Here is a 14238-nt window from a genome sequence, read left to right as displayed (position 1 = left end):
TTCTATCGTTCGGTCTCGTCGCGCCACATCTTCCAGATGAAGCCCGAAATGAAGACCATCATGATCAGGAAAAGGACCACGGCGATGGCTGCGCCATAGCCCATGCGGAAACCGTATTCGCCCAGCGCCATTTCGAACATGTAGTAGGACAGGACACGGCTTTCGCCGAAGGGTCCGCCCTTGGTCATGATCGACACCAGGTCGAACGACCGCAAGGCGCCGATGACGGTTACGATGACGGCGATGAAGGTGGCGGGGCGCAGTTGCGGCAGCACGACATACCACAGCATCCGCCAGCCCTTGGCCCCGTCAAGCCGCGCGGCCTCGATCTGGTCGGGGGCGACGTTGTTCAGGCCGGTGAGATACAGGATCATCACATAGGCGATCTGCGGCCACAGACCTGCGGCTATGATGCCGTAGGTGACAAGGTCGGGATCGGCAAGGATCGCAGTACCCTTGCCGGTGATCCATTCGGTCAACAGGAAGAACAGGCCGAAATTGGGGGCGTAGAACCAGGCGAACATCAGCCCGACGACGACCTGGCTGATGACAAAGGGAAAGAAGAACAGCGACTTGTACAGACGGATGCCACGCACCGACTGGTTCAGGAAGATGGCGATCATCAACCCGATCGGCAGGGCCAGCATGTACAGGACCAGCCATTTCAGGTTGTTCCACAGGCTGGTCTCGAAGGCCGGGTCGCGCATCAGCTCGGCATAGTTACCCATGCCGACGAAACGGCCGGTGAACGCGCCATCCGCGTTGTAAAGCCCGTTCCAGTCGTAGAACGACAGGGTGACGCTTTCGACGATGGGCCACAGCACATAGACCGTGAACATGAAAAGGCCTGGCGCCAGGAACAGCCAGGGCGCGATCTTGCGCTGGCTGAGACGCCCCCCGGTCCTGCGTATCGTTGCGGTGTGCGATGCCTGTGCCATGCCCCCCCCTTTGGACGGAATACGGGCGCCCCCTTCACCAGAGGGCGCCCGCCCAGGTCAGATCACTGCGGATACAGGCGCAGGCGCGTCTGTTCCAGCCGCTCGAGGATCGCCTCAAGCTGGTCGGGCTGCACCAGGAACTGCTGGAAGCCTTCCATGCCGGCCTTGGCATATTCGGCATCCGCGTCACGGTCCCAGAACTGCGCGATGCCGCCGGTCGCGGTCGACAGCGCTGCGAAGCCAGCCGACAGGAACGGATCGGCCGGATCGACCGTGGCGTTCTTGTTGGTCGGCAGCTGCCCCACGGCCGCGTTCCACTTGGACTGTGCCTCGGCGCTGGCCATGAAGGCCAGGAACTTCTTGGCATCTTCGGGGTTCTTGGCACCCGAAGTCAGGTGGATCGTGTCGGTCGGCGCTTCCTCGGCCCGCGGAATGCCGGGGGTGATTTCCGGGAAGACCATGAAGCCCAGGTTGTCGTTCGTCATGCCGCCTTCCTTGAAGACGCCGACGGCGAAGTTCCCCATGACGAAATTCGCGGCCTTGCCCTGCACCAGCAGCGCTGCAGCATCCTGCCACTTGATGGCAGCGTGACCCGCGCTGACGAAGGGCTGAAGCTTGGCAAACTCGTCAAAGACGGCCCGAACCTCGGGCGAGGTCCAGGAGATTTTGCCCGCCGCCAGATCGCTGTGGAACTGGTAGCCGTTGGTTCGCAGGCTGAGATAGTCGAAGATGCCCGCGACCGGCCATTGCTCCAGCGACGAGGTGGTCAGGCAGTCGATCCCCGCGGCCTTGAATGCCTCGCAGTTCGCCAGGAATTGTTCCCAGCTCACACCTTCGGGGCCGGGCGGTTCGACACCGGCGGCCTTGTAGGCATCGCGGTTGTAGTAGATGCCCCACTGATAATAGGTGTAGGGGATCGCGTACTGCTTGCCGTCGATCGTGGAAGACGGCACCGACGAGGCCAGCGCCTCGGTCAGCCCGTTTTCTGCCCAGACATCCGAGATGTCGGCGAAAAGGCCAGCCTCGACAAAAGGCCGCATCCGGTTGGCCGCATACCAGTTGGCCAGGTCCGGCGGGTTCGCGGTCAGGAAGTTGCGGATCGCGTTCTTGTAGGCCTCATGGTCGAAGTTGGTCATCTGGATGTCGATGTCGGGGTTCGCGGCCTCGAAATCGGCGATCAGGGCTTCGGCGGCGGCTAGCGGAATCGGGTCGTAGTCGGCGTTCCAGGTGACGACGCGCTTGTCCTGCGCGAAAGCCGAAGCGGACAGCATCAGCGCCGCCCCGAGCGTCAGCGCCCCCGAGATCTTGTGAACCATGGTTTCCTCCCGTCTGGTTTCACTATTTGAAACTTAGTCTTGAATATTGAAAACTATGTCGGCTATCGTTATGCCTGTCAACAACGGCGTTGAGAGGGGGGCGTATGGTGGCCGACGGGCACGCCGACGGAACGGTGGGCAAGGCGCTGGATGTGCTCGACATGGTGGCGCGCCATGGTCGCCCGGTGCGCTTTTCCGATCTTCTTGCGCAATCGGCCTATCCGAAGGCCACGCTCTACCGTCTTCTGCAGACGCTGACCCATCAGGGGATGCTCACGCTTGATCCCGACCAGGGCACCTATGCGCTGGGGGTCCGTCTGGTGCGTCTGGCCCACGCTGCCTGGGCACAGTCATCGCTTGCGCCGATCGCGCGGCCCTATCTGGATGAACTGGCCGCGAAAACCGGTGAGACGATCCACCTGGCCCAACTTGACCAGGGCCAGGTGCTTTACGTTGACAAGCGCAACGCGGCAAAGCCGGTGGAAATGTTCGCGCAGGCGGGAAAGGTGGGTCCAGCCTATTGTACCGGCGTCGGCAAGGCCATGCTGGCCTGGCTTTCGCCCGAAGCGCTGGAAGCGGCCCTGGCGCGGCAGTCCTTCTACCGTCACACCGCGAACACGCTGGTTTCGCCCGAACAGCTGAAGGCCGAGCTGCAGGAGATACGCGCCCGCGGCCACGCCTTCGACCGTGAAGAGCACGAGGTGGGAATCATCTGCTGCGCGGTGCCGATTCTCAGCCGCGCCGGGCGCGTGATGGGGGCCTTGTCGGTGACTTCGACCACGGCACGCCACAGCCTGGAGTCGCTGGGCGCGCTGGCCCCGACGATCAGGGACATCGCGGCGAGGATCGCCGCCGAAGCGGAAAGCTGGCGCTTTCCCGAACAGGCTTGAGGGAGGAAACGGAATGACAGGCGTCACGCTGCGGAATGTGACCAAGCGAGTCGGCGATGTGCAGGTGATCCACGGGGTGGACCTGACGGTGGAGGACGGCGAATTCTGTGTCTTCGTCGGTCCGTCGGGTTGCGGGAAATCCACCCTGCTGCGCATGGTTGCCGGGCTGGAGGACACCAGCGAAGGCACGATCCAGATCGGCAACCGCGATGTGACGCATGCCGACCCCAGCGAACGGGGGGTGTCGATGGTGTTCCAGACATATGCGCTTTACCCGCACATCACAGTGGCGGAAAACATGGGCTTCGGTCTGAAGATGACCGGCCACCCGAAGGCCGACATCGAAAAGAAGGTCGCCGAAGCCGCGCGCATCCTGAAGCTGGAACCGCTGCTTGCCCGCAAGCCCAAGGCCCTGTCCGGCGGCCAGCGCCAGCGCGTCGCCATCGGCCGGGCCATCGTGCGGGGACCAGAAGTGTTCCTGTTCGACGAGCCCTTGTCGAACCTCGACGCCGAGTTGCGGGTAGAGATGCGGGTCGAGATCGCGCGCCTGCACCGCGAGATCGGCGCGACGATGATCTATGTCACCCATGACCAGGTCGAGGCGATGACCCTTGCCGACAAGATCGTTGTGCTGCGAGCAGGCCGGATCGAACAGGTGGGAAAACCACTCGACCTTTACAACGACCCTGACAACCGGTTTGTCGCAGGTTTCATTGGCAGCCCTTCGATGAACTTCATCGCTGGCGTGGTCGAGGCCGGGGCAGTCGCGGCGAAGGGGCTGGCCGCGACGGTGGCAACCTCGGCTGCCTTGCCGGGTGCCGGCACGGAGGTGACGGTCGGCCTGCGCCCGCAGCATCTGAGGATCGGCCAAGGCGACACCCATCGCGTGGACCTGACCGAGGCGCTGGGGGGTGTCAGTTATGTTCACCTGACGGCACCCACGGGGGAAAAGCTGATCGTGGAACGGCACGACCAGGTGGATCTGGCGCCGGGAACCCGGGTGGGTCTCGGCTTTGAGGCGGCGGATGCGATGCTGTTCGACAGGGACGGCCGGCGGCTGCGCTAGACTTTGCAGCCGGATGACGCCGTCACTCCCTGCCGGCCTGCGGCAAGAACACGATGTCGCGCGGACAGCGCATTCCTGCGCCGCAGCGCTCAGTGGCCGGCAAGGAACTTTTCGGCATCCAGTGCCGCCATGCAACCCATGCCGGCGCTGGTCACTGCCTGACGGTAGACGTGGTCGGTCAGGTCGCCCGCCGCGAAGACGCCCGGAATTGCCGTACGGGTCGAACCCGGCTCGACCACCACATAACCGCCGGAATGCAGGGGCAGCTGATCCTTCACCAGTTCCGACGCCGGGGCATGACCGATCGCGACGAAGAAGCCGTCGCAGGAAATTTCGCCTTCTTCGCCAGTCTTGACGTTGCGTATCCTGACCCCGGTGACACCAAGCGGTGCCTCGGTGCCCAGGATCTCGGTCACCTCGCTGTCCCAGACGACCCTGATCTTCGGGTTCTTGAACAGCCGGTCCTGCATGATCTTTTCGGCGCGCAGCGAATCACGGCGATGAATCAGGGTGACCTTGGTGGCAAAGTTGGTCAGGAACAGCGCCTCTTCAACCGCCGTGTTGCCGCCACCGATCACCACGACCTCTTTCCCGCGATAGAAGAATCCGTCGCAGGTGGCACAGGCGCTGACCCCGAACCCCTTGAACTTCTCTTCGCTGGGCAGCCCCAGCCATTTGGCCTGCGCCCCCGTGGCCAGGATCACCGCATCGGCGGTGTAGGTGGTGCCACTGTCGGCCGTTGCAGTGAAGGGGCGCTTCGAAAGGTCGAGCGCGGTGATGTAGTCGCTGATGATCTCGGCCTCCATCGCGCGGGCGTGTTCTTCCATCCGCACCATCAGGTCGGGGCCCATGACGTGGGTATCGCCGGGCCAGTTCTCGACCTCGGTGGTGATGGTCAGCTGCCCGCCGGGTTGCAGCCCCTGGATCAGGATCGGGTCAAGCATGGCCCGTGCCGAATAGATGGCGGCGGTATAGCCTGCGGGCCCCGAGCCGATGATCAGAACCTTCGTGTGCCGCGTCTCGCCCATGATCGTCCCCTGACTCTTCGCTCCCCGATATAGCCACAGGCCGCGAACGCGGAAAGCCCCCGTCGCTGGCCATCCCGGGCCCGAGGGCCGCCAGGCGATGCGTTTTCTTGCTTGGGATTGAAATATTATTGCGCATTCCTTGCGCCTTGCGTAAGTAGGTCGGCGAACGGAGGCATCATGGCCGGACACAAGCTCGACCCCATCGACCGCCAGATTCTGGCAGAACTTCAGGCCGATGGCCGCATGACGAATGTGGAACTTGCCAGCCGTGTCGGCATATCCGCGCCCCCGTGCCTGCGCCGTGTGCGCGCCCTGGAAGAGGCGGGCTATATCCGCGGCTATCACGCCGACATCGACGCCCGCGAACTGGGCTTCGAAGTGCAGGTCTTTGCGATGGTGCGGCTGAATTCGCAGGCCGAGGCTGACCTGTCGGCCTTCGAGGCCCGCTGTCGGGCCTGGCCGCTCGTCCGCGAATGCCACATGCTGAACGGCGAGATCGACTTCATCCTGAAATGCGTGGCGCCCGACCTGTCAACCTTTCAGACATTCCTGACCGAGGAACTGCTGAAAGCCGACCATGTGGCGAACGTAAAGACCAGTCTCGTGATCCGCTGCGCGAAGGACGAGCCTGGCCTGCCCTTCGATGTGCTGGAGGCACGGCTGGCGCGGAACGCCTGATCGCTTCGTGTCAGCGTGCCGCATCGACCAGGGGGCGGGTCGCGGCCTTGAGCCGCATCGCGAAACCCTTCTGGCCTGCCGGGAACGTGCGGTTGCGCGGCCGCTTTGCGTTGATGCGAACGGCAGCCCGGCCATCCTGGGATTCGGCTACTGCTTCCAGCACCGACACGATCCAGCGACGCTTTGTCCTGACTTCGATCATCATGGCAGTCCCCGCCTGCTGCACACCTTTCAACTATTGGGTGAATGGCAATTGCGGCAGAGATGGGGAAAACTTGCGCCGCAAACGGTGCATTTTCGCGCCGATTTTTGCTACATTATAGCCTTATTGCCGAGATCAGGCGCCCGTAATCCGCCTCGCCCGCATGGGTCGTCCGACGGTAGGAATAGAACCGTGCGGCGTCCCGGTAGGTGCAGTGACGGGTCCATTCCGCATGGCCGACGCCGGCGGAACGCAGACGGTGCAGCCCGTAACCCGGCAGGTCGAACAGCAGCCGGTCACCCGGACCATTGGCAAAGAATCTTGTGCTTTCAGGATCTTCATCCCGGAAGCGGTCGAAGAACTCCGGCCCCACCTCGTAGGCGGACTGACTGATCGTGGGGCCGATCACGGCAACGATGTTGGCCCGGGATGCGCCGAGGGCTTCCATCGCCTCGACGGTCGCCTCTAGCACCCCATCCACCGCGCCGCGCCAACCGGCATGGGCCGCACCGATGACGCCCGCAGCAGAATCGTGGAACAGGACCGGCTGACAATCCGCCGTCAGCACCGCCAGCAGAACGCCCGGCGTTGCGGTCACCAGCGCATCGGCCTCGGGCCGGGCAAGCAAGGGGCCGGTAACGGGAATCACCCTGGCAGAATGGACCTGATGCAGTGTGACCAGCGCATCTGGCGCGACGCCCATCGCCTCTGCCACGCGGGCGCGGTTGATCGCCACGATCTCGGCCTGATCCGATGAACCCGTCCCGCAGTTCAGACCCGCGAAAATGCCGGAGGACGCCCCGCCCTTGCGGGTAAAGAACCCGTGGCGCGTGCGGATCGCGTCTGCGGTGATGATCTCCAGCATCGTGTGCATCAGGGGGCAAATCCGGGCGGCAGAGGCGCACCGGCGCGGGTCAGCGCCAGCACCTTGAAGAGCGAACCCATTTTGTCGCGGTCGGTCAAGCGGGCAAGCGCGGCTTTGTGGTTCTCCAACTGCGCGCCGGTCATTGATCGTGCCAGTTGCGCTGCACGGGCCTCGATCCCAAGGCGCAGAAGCACCTCGCCCTGTGTGGCATAGGCGTGGGCCGGGGCCAGCGCGGCAAGCGGTTCGAAATCGACATGCGCGGTCAGGTCGGCCTCGCCCGGGTGGGCGAGCGGGGGGTCGAAACGATGCGCCCTCAGCGCCTGCAAGGTGTCACACTGCGACCGCCAGCCGCCATAGTCGATGAACAGCGCAAGCCCCCCGCAGGCCAGGATCGGACGCAGTGCGGCAGCGACGGCAGCCTGGGCCGGGGCGCAAAGTTCGACCAGATCACCGGGTTGCGCATTGCGGAAGGCGGGGGCATCGGGCGGCTGCGGCAGGGGCGCAGACAGGCCGAAGGCCAGGTCGCCCCTTACCACACCCACAAGCCTTTCGCGCCAGCCTTCCGGCGACAGCACGAATTGCCGGATCGGCAGCGCATCCAGGAATTCATTGGCAATCAGGAAGGTCGGGCGGTCTGGCAGATCCTCTACCCGATCCAGCCAGGCCGGTGTCAGGCCCGACGCCGCCAGCGTCTTCGCCTGCACCTGGCGCAGCCGCGGCGAAGCTTCGACCAGTACCACCCGGACAGCGGCGTGAAAGCCGGGCACCCCGCGCGTTGCACGCAGCGCATCGGCCATCAGATCCCCCCGCCCCGGCCCGAGTTCCGCCAGCGTGAAGGGCGCAGGAGCGCCCTGGTCCAGCCAGGCCTGGGCCAGCGCCAATCCGAAAAGTTCACCGAACATCTGGCTGATCATGGGGGCCGTGACGAAGTCACCTGCCGCACCGAAGGGTTCGCGGGTGATGTAATAGCCGTGCACCGGGTGTAGCAGGCATTCAGCCATGTAGTCGGCAACGCTGATCGGCCCGGTCTCGCGGATACGTTCGACCAGCAGGCGAGCAAGAGGCGTCATGCGCGCCTGGCGCGGGCCAGGAACCACAGGCCCGCCGCGATCATCGGCAGCGACAGCAACTGGCCCATGGTCAGCCCGTAGTTGCCCACCTGCACCGCCCACCCGATCGGGTTGCCAGGCGAAACGAATTGCGCGTCGGGCTGACGGACGAATTCGACCAGGAAACGGGCCAGGCCGTAACCGGTCAGGAACAGCCCCATGATCGCGCCCGGCCGTTTCAGCCAGCCGCGGCGGAAGGAAAGCCAGGTCAGGACCACGGCAAGAAGAAGCCCCTCCAGCGCCGCCTGATACAGCTGGCTGGGATGCCGGGCGCAAACGCCGATGACGCCTTCGCAGGTCTGCGCGGCCTCTCCAGGGAAGATCACACCCCAGGGCAACGTGGTAGGCCTGCCCCAGAGCTCGGCATTGACGAAGTTCGCCAGCCGGCCAAGGCCCAGCCCCACCGGCACCGCCAATGCCAGCAGATCGCCCATCGACAGCATCGGAATCCGTTCCCGCCGGCAGAACCACAGGCCGGCGATCACCACCCCGGCAAAGCCGCCATGAAAGGCCATCCCGCCTTCCCAGACCTGGGGGATCTTCCAGGGCTCGGCGATGTAGGTGGCGGGGTCGTAGAAGACGACATAGCCGATCCGCCCGCCCAGGATGATCCCCACGACCGCCCAGGTCAGGAAGCGTTCCACCTGCTCCGGCGTCAGCGGCGGGTCACCGGCCCACAGCCGCGGCGTTCGCACCGCGCGCAGGATGATCCACCAGCCGAACAGGATGCCCGCAATATAGGCCAGCGCATACCAGCGCAGCGCGAAGGTGAAACCGAAGACCTCGATCTCGAACAGGGTGGGCGAAAGGTCGGGAACGGGGATCATCTGTGCATCCGGTGGCTTCAGCCGCTTGTCGCGGGGCGGGGGGGCGGAGTCAACCGGCGGCGATCCGTCGCCATCTGACATGCTTGTGTCCCCGCACCGCTGGGCCATATATGGGCCAAAGCCCTATGGAGACACCCATGCAGAGCCGCAACAAGTTCCTGGACGACATGAGCCAGCTTATGACGAACGCGATGGGCGTGGCTCAGGGGGCGAAGGCCGAGGCAGAGACGGCGATGCGCAGCTTCATCGACCGTTGGCTGGCCGACCGCGATTTCGTGACGCGGGAAGAGTTCGACGCTGCCCGCGCGATGGCCCAGAAGGCGCGCGAGGAAAACGCGGCACTCGAGGCGCGAATCGCTGCACTGGAAGATCGCATCGCCGCACTGGAGGCGGCACCGGCCAAGAAGAAGGGCTGACCCAGGGGCCATACTTCGCAGCACTTCCTGTACCCCTTGGGCCGGGACGCAGTCGCACGAGAGGCAGCCTGTCAGGCCCGGACCAGCCGGAAGGCGGCCGAGGCGCCCCAACCCGCCACCAGTGCCAGGACCAGCGACAGAAGGCCATAGATCAGCGGCTGGTCCTGCGCGAGGTTGTAGATCCAGCGTTCCAGCCCCTCTTTCCTGACTCCGATGACCCGTTCCTGGGTGGCGATTACCCGCCTGTCGCGCAGCAGGAAAAGGCGAACCTTGTATTCCCCTTCGGTCAGGTTCGAAGGCAGGACGACATCGGTGCGGAACAGCGTCTCTTCCGTCAACTCCACCCTGCCCTGCAAAAGCCGGTAACGGCCTTCGTTCGTACGAACGCGCTGAAGGGCCAGCAGAAACTCGCCCGCGCGGTCGGCCTCGGCAGTAATACCCACGGCACGGATCGCACGTTCGATGGTGATGGCGTAGCGCAGGTTGTCGGTGTCGGACAGGATGTGATTCAGCGGTCCGGTGGTCGCCACCGCGTAGAAGCTGGGCGCGCGGTCCACCCGGACGGCGGCGTTGTTGACCCAGATCCCTGCCACCCGGTCCTTGCGCCGCACGGTGACCGGGGTGGACGGTCCTTCGACCGTCACGATGACCTCAAGGGGGCCAACACCCTCCGGGCGCGGTGCGTCGCGCTTGACCGCACCGTAGATCAGGATTTCCGACCCGTCGAAATCGGCGGTGATCGAGACGCGGTTCTGGCTCATCCCGGCGACGATCTGCTCTTGCTGCGCCGCAGCCGGCAGGGCAAGCAGCAGCAGCAGGGCCAGGGCGCGGATCATGGCAGCAAACCCGCAGTGACAGAGTAGAGTTCGGAAGGCTCCAGCAGCAGGTCGGCCGCAATGCGGACGGAAACCGCCAGCACAAGCAGCGACAACAGTATGCGCAGCTGCTCCGCCTTCAGCCGCATGCCGACACGACTGCCGATCTGCGCACCGACCACGCCGCCAAGGATCAGCAGAAGCGCCAGCATCATGTCTACCGTCTGGCTGGTCACTGCATGCATGACCGTGGTGAAGGCGGTGACGAAGATGATCTGGAACAGCGAGGTGCCGATCACGACCTTTGTGGGCATGCCCAGCAGATAGATCATCGCCGGCACCATGATGAATCCGCCGCCGACCCCCATAATCGCGGCAAGAAAACCGACCAGCGCGCCGACCAGCAGGGGGGGAATCACGCTGATATACAGGCCCGAGGCGCGGAACTTCATCTTGAAGGGCAGGCCATGCACCCAGGAATGGACATGGGCGCGGCGCACGGGGGCACCGGGCTTGCGGGCGCGCAGCAGGCTGCGCAGGCTTTCCTGGAACATCATGGCGCCGATCAGCCCCAGGAACACGACGTAGGACAGCTGCACGAAAAGATCGACCTGCCCGGCCCGCGTCATCAGCCGGAAGACCCAGACGCCCAGGGCAGACCCCGCGATCCCCCCGGCCAGCAGAACCCAGCCCATGGTGAAATCGACACCCTTTCGCTTCAGCTGCGCCATCACGCCCGAGACCGATGAGGCGACGACCTGATTGGCCCCGGTAGCCACAGCCACGGCCGGCGGTACACCTATGAAGAACAGCAGTGGCGTGATCAGAAAGCCGCCGCCCACCCCGAACATGCCCGACAGGAACCCCACGACCCCGCCCAGCCCCAGGATCAGGAAGGCGTTGACCGAAACCTCGGCAATCGGAAGGTAGAGCTGCATCGGGGCGGCCCCTTGGGGGCAGAAAGCGACGGAATCATCAAAGGCTTGCGCGCCTTTGCCGGCGAAGTCAAATCAGCTTTGGCCTCATCGGAGGCCGCGCAGGAATTCCCGCAGGATCCGTTCCAGTTTTGCCGCACCAAGCGGGGCCATGGCCTTGGTGTGTTCGTGGCTGATCTGTTCGTCGGACAGCCCCGCGGCCATGTTCGTGATGGTGGATATCGCCGCGACCCTCAGACCAAGAAAACGCGCCAGGATCACCTCGGGCACGGTGGACATGCCCACAGCATCGCCACCCAGAAGCTTCAGCATGCGGATCTCGGCCGGTGTCTCGAAGGAAGGGCCGGAATACCAGCAATAGACGCCCTCGGACAGCACCAGGCCCTGCTGCGCCGCTGCGGCCTTCAGGGCCGCCCGCAAGCCAGGGTCATGTGCATCCGTCATCGGCACGAACCGCGCATCGGTCTTTTCACCGATCAGGGGGTTCAGACCGTTGTAGTTTATGTGGTCAGAAAGCAGCATCAGGTCCCCCGGGGCGATGTCCGGGCGCAGCGACCCGGCCGCGTTGGTCAGGATCAGCTCCCCGCCCCCCAGTGCCCTGAGCACCTGCAACGGCAGCAGCATCGCCCGGGGATTGCCATTTTCATAATAGTGCTCTCGTGCCCCGAAGACCGCCACCCGAACCCCTTCCAGATCACCGACATGCAGGTTCGGGTTGTGGCCCGAGACGCCGACATGCGGAAAGCCAGGCAGATCGGCATAGGGGATCGCCACGCCCCGCACCTGACGCGCGATGTGGCCCAGCCCGGAGCCCAGGATCAGGCCCAGTCGCACAGGATCGGATCCGGCACGGGCACGGATCATGCTGGCGAGCGTTTCTGCATCGGTCATCGGTTGTGCCTTTGGCTGACGGCGGACCTGCGGGGGTCACCCCCCGCCCCCCACGGGATATTTGGACAGAGAGGAAGGGAACCCGGATCGGAGTGTCAGCGTTCCTTCACATAGGGTTCCCCACCCGCCCGCGGCGGAATCGCCTTGCCTATGAAGCCGGCCAGCACGATCACGGTCAGCACATAGGGCAGCGCATCCAGGAAGGGGACCGGCACCTTGACCTGAACCACCGCCTGCACCACGTCGGGTCGCAGCGCCAGCGCCTGGAAGAAGCCGAACAGCAGGCAGGCCCAGAGCGCCGCCACCGGGCGCCACTTGGCGAAGATCAGCGCGGCAAGCGCGATGTAGCCGCGGCCTGCGGTCATGTCCTTGCCGAAGCCCGCCTGAAGCGCGGTTGCCATGTAGGCGCCTGCCAGCCCGCAGAGCAAACCGGTGATCGCCACCGCTGCAAAGCGCAGCCCCACAACCGAGACGCCAGCCGTGTCCACCGCCGCCGGGTTTTCACCCACCGCGCGCAGGCGCAGGCCGAAGCGCGTACGGTTCAGCACCCACCAGGACAGGGGCACCATGGCCAATGCCACATAGACCAGCAGCGAATGGCCCGAGATCACCTCGTGATAGAACGGGCCGATGATCGGCACGCCTTGCAGCGCGTCGGCAAAGGGCAGCGTCACCGGGTTGAACCGGGCATCGCCCGTCAGGGGCGGGGTGCGCCCGCCCTGCTTGAACAGCGACTGCGCGATCAGCACGGTCAGCCCCGAGGCAAGGAAGTTCAGCGCCACGCCGGAAATCAACTGGTTGCCCCGGAAGGTGATCGAGGCCAGCCCATGGATGGCGGCAAAGGCCAGCGAGGCGCCGATCCCGGCCAGAAGGCCGACCCAGACCGATCCGGTCAGGAAGGCGACAGCGCCCGAAGCCATGGCGGCGGCAAGCATCTTGCCTTCCAGTCCGATGTCGAAGATGCCCGAGCGTTCCGAGAACAACCCCGCAAGACAGGCCAACAGCAGCGGCGTTGCCAGGCGCAGCGTGGAATCGAGGATCTGCAGAAGCGTGTTGTAATCCATCACGCGGCCCCCAGTTTCTGGCTGCGGAACAGGCCGAAGATCCGCGTCAGCATCATCCGCACCATCATGTCCAGCGCCCCGGTGAACAGGATGACCAGACCCTGCACCACGATGCGCATTTCGATCGGAATGCTTGTCCAGAGGCCAAGCTCCGCCCCGCCCTGATAGAGGAAGCCGAACAGAAGTGCGGCCAGCACCACGCCGACCGGATGGTTCCGCCCCATCAGCGCGACCGCGATGCCGATGAAGCCTGCCCCTTCGGACGAATTCTGCAAAAGCCGCTCGGCCTCGCCCATCACGTTGTTGATGCTCATCATCCCGGCAAGCGCACCGGACATCAGCATGCTGACCATGATGATGTAGACCGGGTTGATACCGGCATAGCGCGCTGCCGGCTCGGATTTGCCGAAGGCTCGGATCTGGTAGCCCAGCCGCGTCTGCCACAGTATCGCCCAGACCACGACGGCCATTGCAAGCGCAAGAAACAGCGTGACGTTCGCAGGCACACCCTTGGTGAAGATCAGGTTCAGGCCCGGGATCTCGTTCAGCGACGGCAGGTTGGCGCCGGCCGGAAAGCGGGCCGAGGCCGGATCCATCTGGCCCGCCGGGCGCAGCACATCGACCAACAGATAGACCAGCAGCGCGGCCGCAATGTAGTTGAACATGATCGTGGTGATCACGATATGACTACCGCGTTTCGCCTGCAGCCAGGCCGGGATCGCCGCCCAGGCCGCGCCGAACAGCGCCGCCCCCAGCGTCGCGGCCACCAAAGCAAGCGTCCAGTGCGGCCACGGCAGCGCCAGGCAGACCAGCGCCACGCCCAGCCCCCCCAGCTGTGCCTGCCCTTCGCCGCCGATGTTGAACAGGCCGGCATGGAAGGCCATGGTCACTGCAAGGCCGGTAAAGATGAAGCTGGTGGTGTAGTAAAGCGTGTAGCCCCAGCCGTAGGCCGACCCCAGCGCGCCATCAACCATGACGTTGAACGCCTGCACCGGGCTTTGTCCGATGGACAGAAGCACCAGCGCCGAGATGAGCGCGGCAAGAAGCAGCGAGACGAAGGGAACAAGAACCACATCGGCCCAGCGCGGCAAACGGTCCATCAGGCGGCCCTCCCTATCCGTGCGGGGGCAGTTTCACTTCGCCGGCCCTTCGCCACGTGGGGAAGCGGGCAGCGCCGCCCCCCGGAGCTGATGCTCGG

The 14238-nt window shown here is 64.8% G+C and carries 16 protein-coding genes; 4 read left to right on the top strand and 12 right to left on the bottom strand.

All coding sequences use genetic code 11. From position 1 onward, the window contains the following. Positions 1-2 precede the first annotated feature (2 nt). Both EYB42_RS08545 and EYB42_RS08540 read right to left on the bottom strand, forming a co-directional pair. The gene (locus tag EYB42_RS08545) at positions 3-938 is read right to left on the bottom strand and encodes a carbohydrate ABC transporter permease (protein ID WP_135449632.1); all 936 of its coding nucleotides are present in this window, start codon (positions 936-938) and stop codon (positions 3-5) included. Positions 939-1000: 62 nt separating this feature from the next. Beyond that, positions 1001-2254 carry an ABC transporter substrate-binding protein gene (locus tag EYB42_RS08540; RefSeq protein WP_135449630.1) on the bottom strand — a complete coding sequence of 418 codons (1254 nt, stop codon included), beginning with the start codon at positions 2252-2254 and terminating at the stop codon, positions 1001-1003. A gap of 104 nt (positions 2255-2358) precedes the next feature. On the opposite strand from EYB42_RS08540, the gene EYB42_RS08535 reads away from it, so the two are divergent. Then, a complete protein-coding gene (locus EYB42_RS08535) occupies positions 2359-3144 on the top strand; it encodes an IclR family transcriptional regulator (protein ID WP_135449628.1) in 786 nt (261 codons plus the stop codon). Between the two features lie 13 nt (positions 3145-3157). Continuing rightward, positions 3158-4210: an ABC transporter ATP-binding protein gene (locus EYB42_RS08530; RefSeq protein WP_135449626.1), complete on the top strand. Its 1053-nt coding sequence runs from the start codon at positions 3158-3160 to the stop codon at positions 4208-4210. An 89-nt stretch (positions 4211-4299) separates the two neighbouring features. Here the strand turns inward: EYB42_RS08530 and trxB are convergent, their stop codons facing one another. Continuing rightward, positions 4300-5238, bottom strand: a complete 939-nt coding sequence (gene trxB / locus EYB42_RS08525; protein WP_135449624.1) for a thioredoxin-disulfide reductase — start codon at positions 5236-5238, stop codon at positions 4300-4302. Between the two features lie 177 nt (positions 5239-5415). On the opposite strand from trxB, the gene EYB42_RS08520 reads away from it, so the two are divergent. After that, on the top strand, positions 5416-5916 hold the full coding sequence (locus EYB42_RS08520; RefSeq protein WP_135449622.1) for an Lrp/AsnC family transcriptional regulator: 501 nt from the start codon (positions 5416-5418) through the stop codon (positions 5914-5916). Between the two features lie 10 nt (positions 5917-5926). Here the strand turns inward: EYB42_RS08520 and EYB42_RS08515 are convergent, their stop codons facing one another. From EYB42_RS08515 to lgt, 4 genes are all read right to left on the bottom strand, one after another. Next, the gene (locus EYB42_RS08515; protein WP_135449620.1) at positions 5927-6121 is read right to left on the bottom strand and encodes a hypothetical protein; all 195 of its coding nucleotides are present in this window, start codon (positions 6119-6121) and stop codon (positions 5927-5929) included. Positions 6122-6233: 112 nt separating this feature from the next. Next, positions 6234-6983, bottom strand: a complete 750-nt coding sequence (pgeF, locus tag EYB42_RS08510; protein WP_135449720.1) for a peptidoglycan editing factor PgeF — start codon at positions 6981-6983, stop codon at positions 6234-6236. An 8-nt stretch (positions 6984-6991) separates the two neighbouring features. Next, on the bottom strand, positions 6992-8053 hold the full coding sequence (locus tag EYB42_RS08505; protein WP_135449618.1) for a class I SAM-dependent methyltransferase: 1062 nt from the start codon (positions 8051-8053) through the stop codon (positions 6992-6994). Continuing rightward, positions 8050-8919, bottom strand: a complete 870-nt coding sequence (lgt, locus tag EYB42_RS08500) for a prolipoprotein diacylglyceryl transferase (RefSeq protein ID WP_135449616.1) — start codon at positions 8917-8919, stop codon at positions 8050-8052. The genes EYB42_RS08505 and lgt overlap by 4 nt, the downstream gene beginning before the upstream one ends. Positions 8920-9056: 137 nt before the next feature. Between lgt and EYB42_RS08495 the strand changes: the two genes are divergently transcribed. Beyond that, a complete protein-coding gene (locus EYB42_RS08495) occupies positions 9057-9335 on the top strand; it encodes an accessory factor UbiK family protein (protein ID WP_135449615.1) in 279 nt (92 codons plus the stop codon). A gap of 71 nt (positions 9336-9406) precedes the next feature. Here the strand turns inward: EYB42_RS08495 and EYB42_RS08490 are convergent, their stop codons facing one another. From EYB42_RS08490 to EYB42_RS08470, 5 genes are all read right to left on the bottom strand, one after another. Next, positions 9407-10171, bottom strand: coding sequence for a TIGR02186 family protein (locus tag EYB42_RS08490; RefSeq protein WP_135449613.1), 765 nt, complete (start codon positions 10169-10171; stop codon positions 9407-9409). Then, entirely contained in the window at positions 10168-11088 is a 921-nt protein-coding gene (locus EYB42_RS08485; RefSeq protein WP_135449611.1) for a sulfite exporter TauE/SafE family protein, read from the bottom strand. The genes EYB42_RS08490 and EYB42_RS08485 overlap by 4 nt, the downstream gene beginning before the upstream one ends. 84 nt (positions 11089-11172) lie before the next feature. After that, a complete protein-coding gene (locus EYB42_RS08480; RefSeq protein ID WP_135449609.1) occupies positions 11173-11976 on the bottom strand; it encodes a purine-nucleoside phosphorylase in 804 nt (267 codons plus the stop codon). A gap of 95 nt (positions 11977-12071) precedes the next feature. Further along, entirely contained in the window at positions 12072-13040 is a 969-nt protein-coding gene (locus EYB42_RS08475) for an ABC transporter permease (protein WP_135449607.1), read from the bottom strand. Next, positions 13040-14140 (bottom strand): ABC transporter permease, encoded by a 1101-nt coding sequence (locus EYB42_RS08470; RefSeq protein WP_135449605.1) that lies wholly within the window; start codon positions 14138-14140, stop codon positions 13040-13042. The genes EYB42_RS08475 and EYB42_RS08470 overlap by 1 nt, the downstream gene beginning before the upstream one ends. Positions 14141-14238: the final 98 nt, after the last annotated feature.

Source organism: Tabrizicola caldifontis, from assembly GCF_004762095.1.
GTDB classification, from domain to species: domain Bacteria; phylum Pseudomonadota; class Alphaproteobacteria; order Rhodobacterales; family Rhodobacteraceae; genus Tabrizicola; species Tabrizicola caldifontis.
This window is presented reverse-complemented; position numbering and strand designations above follow the sequence as displayed.

Excerpts from the sequence above, each read along its gene's own strand:
- EYB42_RS08545 (WP_135449632.1), bottom strand. The coding sequence starts at position 938 with ATGGCACAGGCATCGCACACCGCAACGATACGCAGGACCGGGGGGCGT.
- EYB42_RS08540 (WP_135449630.1), bottom strand. The coding sequence starts at position 2,254 with ATGGTTCACAAGATCTCGGGGGCGCTGACGCTCGGGGCGGCGCTGATG.
- EYB42_RS08535 (WP_135449628.1), top strand. The coding sequence starts at position 2,359 with ATGGTGGCCGACGGGCACGCCGACGGAACGGTGGGCAAGGCGCTGGAT.
- EYB42_RS08530 (WP_135449626.1), top strand. The coding sequence starts at position 3,158 with ATGACAGGCGTCACGCTGCGGAATGTGACCAAGCGAGTCGGCGATGTG.
- trxB (WP_135449624.1), bottom strand. The coding sequence starts at position 5,238 with ATGGGCGAGACGCGGCACACGAAGGTTCTGATCATCGGCTCGGGGCCC.
- EYB42_RS08520 (WP_135449622.1), top strand. The coding sequence starts at position 5,416 with ATGGCCGGACACAAGCTCGACCCCATCGACCGCCAGATTCTGGCAGAA.
- EYB42_RS08515 (WP_135449620.1), bottom strand. The coding sequence starts at position 6,121 with ATGATGATCGAAGTCAGGACAAAGCGTCGCTGGATCGTGTCGGTGCTG.
- pgeF (WP_135449720.1), bottom strand. The coding sequence starts at position 6,983 with ATGCTGGAGATCATCACCGCAGACGCGATCCGCACGCGCCACGGGTTC.
- EYB42_RS08505 (WP_135449618.1), bottom strand. The coding sequence starts at position 8,053 with ATGACGCCTCTTGCTCGCCTGCTGGTCGAACGTATCCGCGAGACCGGG.
- lgt (WP_135449616.1), bottom strand. The coding sequence starts at position 8,919 with ATGATCCCCGTTCCCGACCTTTCGCCCACCCTGTTCGAGATCGAGGTC.
- EYB42_RS08495 (WP_135449615.1), top strand. The coding sequence starts at position 9,057 with ATGCAGAGCCGCAACAAGTTCCTGGACGACATGAGCCAGCTTATGACG.
- EYB42_RS08490 (WP_135449613.1), bottom strand. The coding sequence starts at position 10,171 with ATGATCCGCGCCCTGGCCCTGCTGCTGCTGCTTGCCCTGCCGGCTGCG.
- EYB42_RS08485 (WP_135449611.1), bottom strand. The coding sequence starts at position 11,088 with ATGCAGCTCTACCTTCCGATTGCCGAGGTTTCGGTCAACGCCTTCCTG.
- EYB42_RS08480 (WP_135449609.1), bottom strand. The coding sequence starts at position 11,976 with ATGACCGATGCAGAAACGCTCGCCAGCATGATCCGTGCCCGTGCCGGA.
- EYB42_RS08475 (WP_135449607.1), bottom strand. The coding sequence starts at position 13,040 with ATGGATTACAACACGCTTCTGCAGATCCTCGATTCCACGCTGCGCCTG.
- EYB42_RS08470 (WP_135449605.1), bottom strand. The coding sequence starts at position 14,140 with ATGGACCGTTTGCCGCGCTGGGCCGATGTGGTTCTTGTTCCCTTCGTC.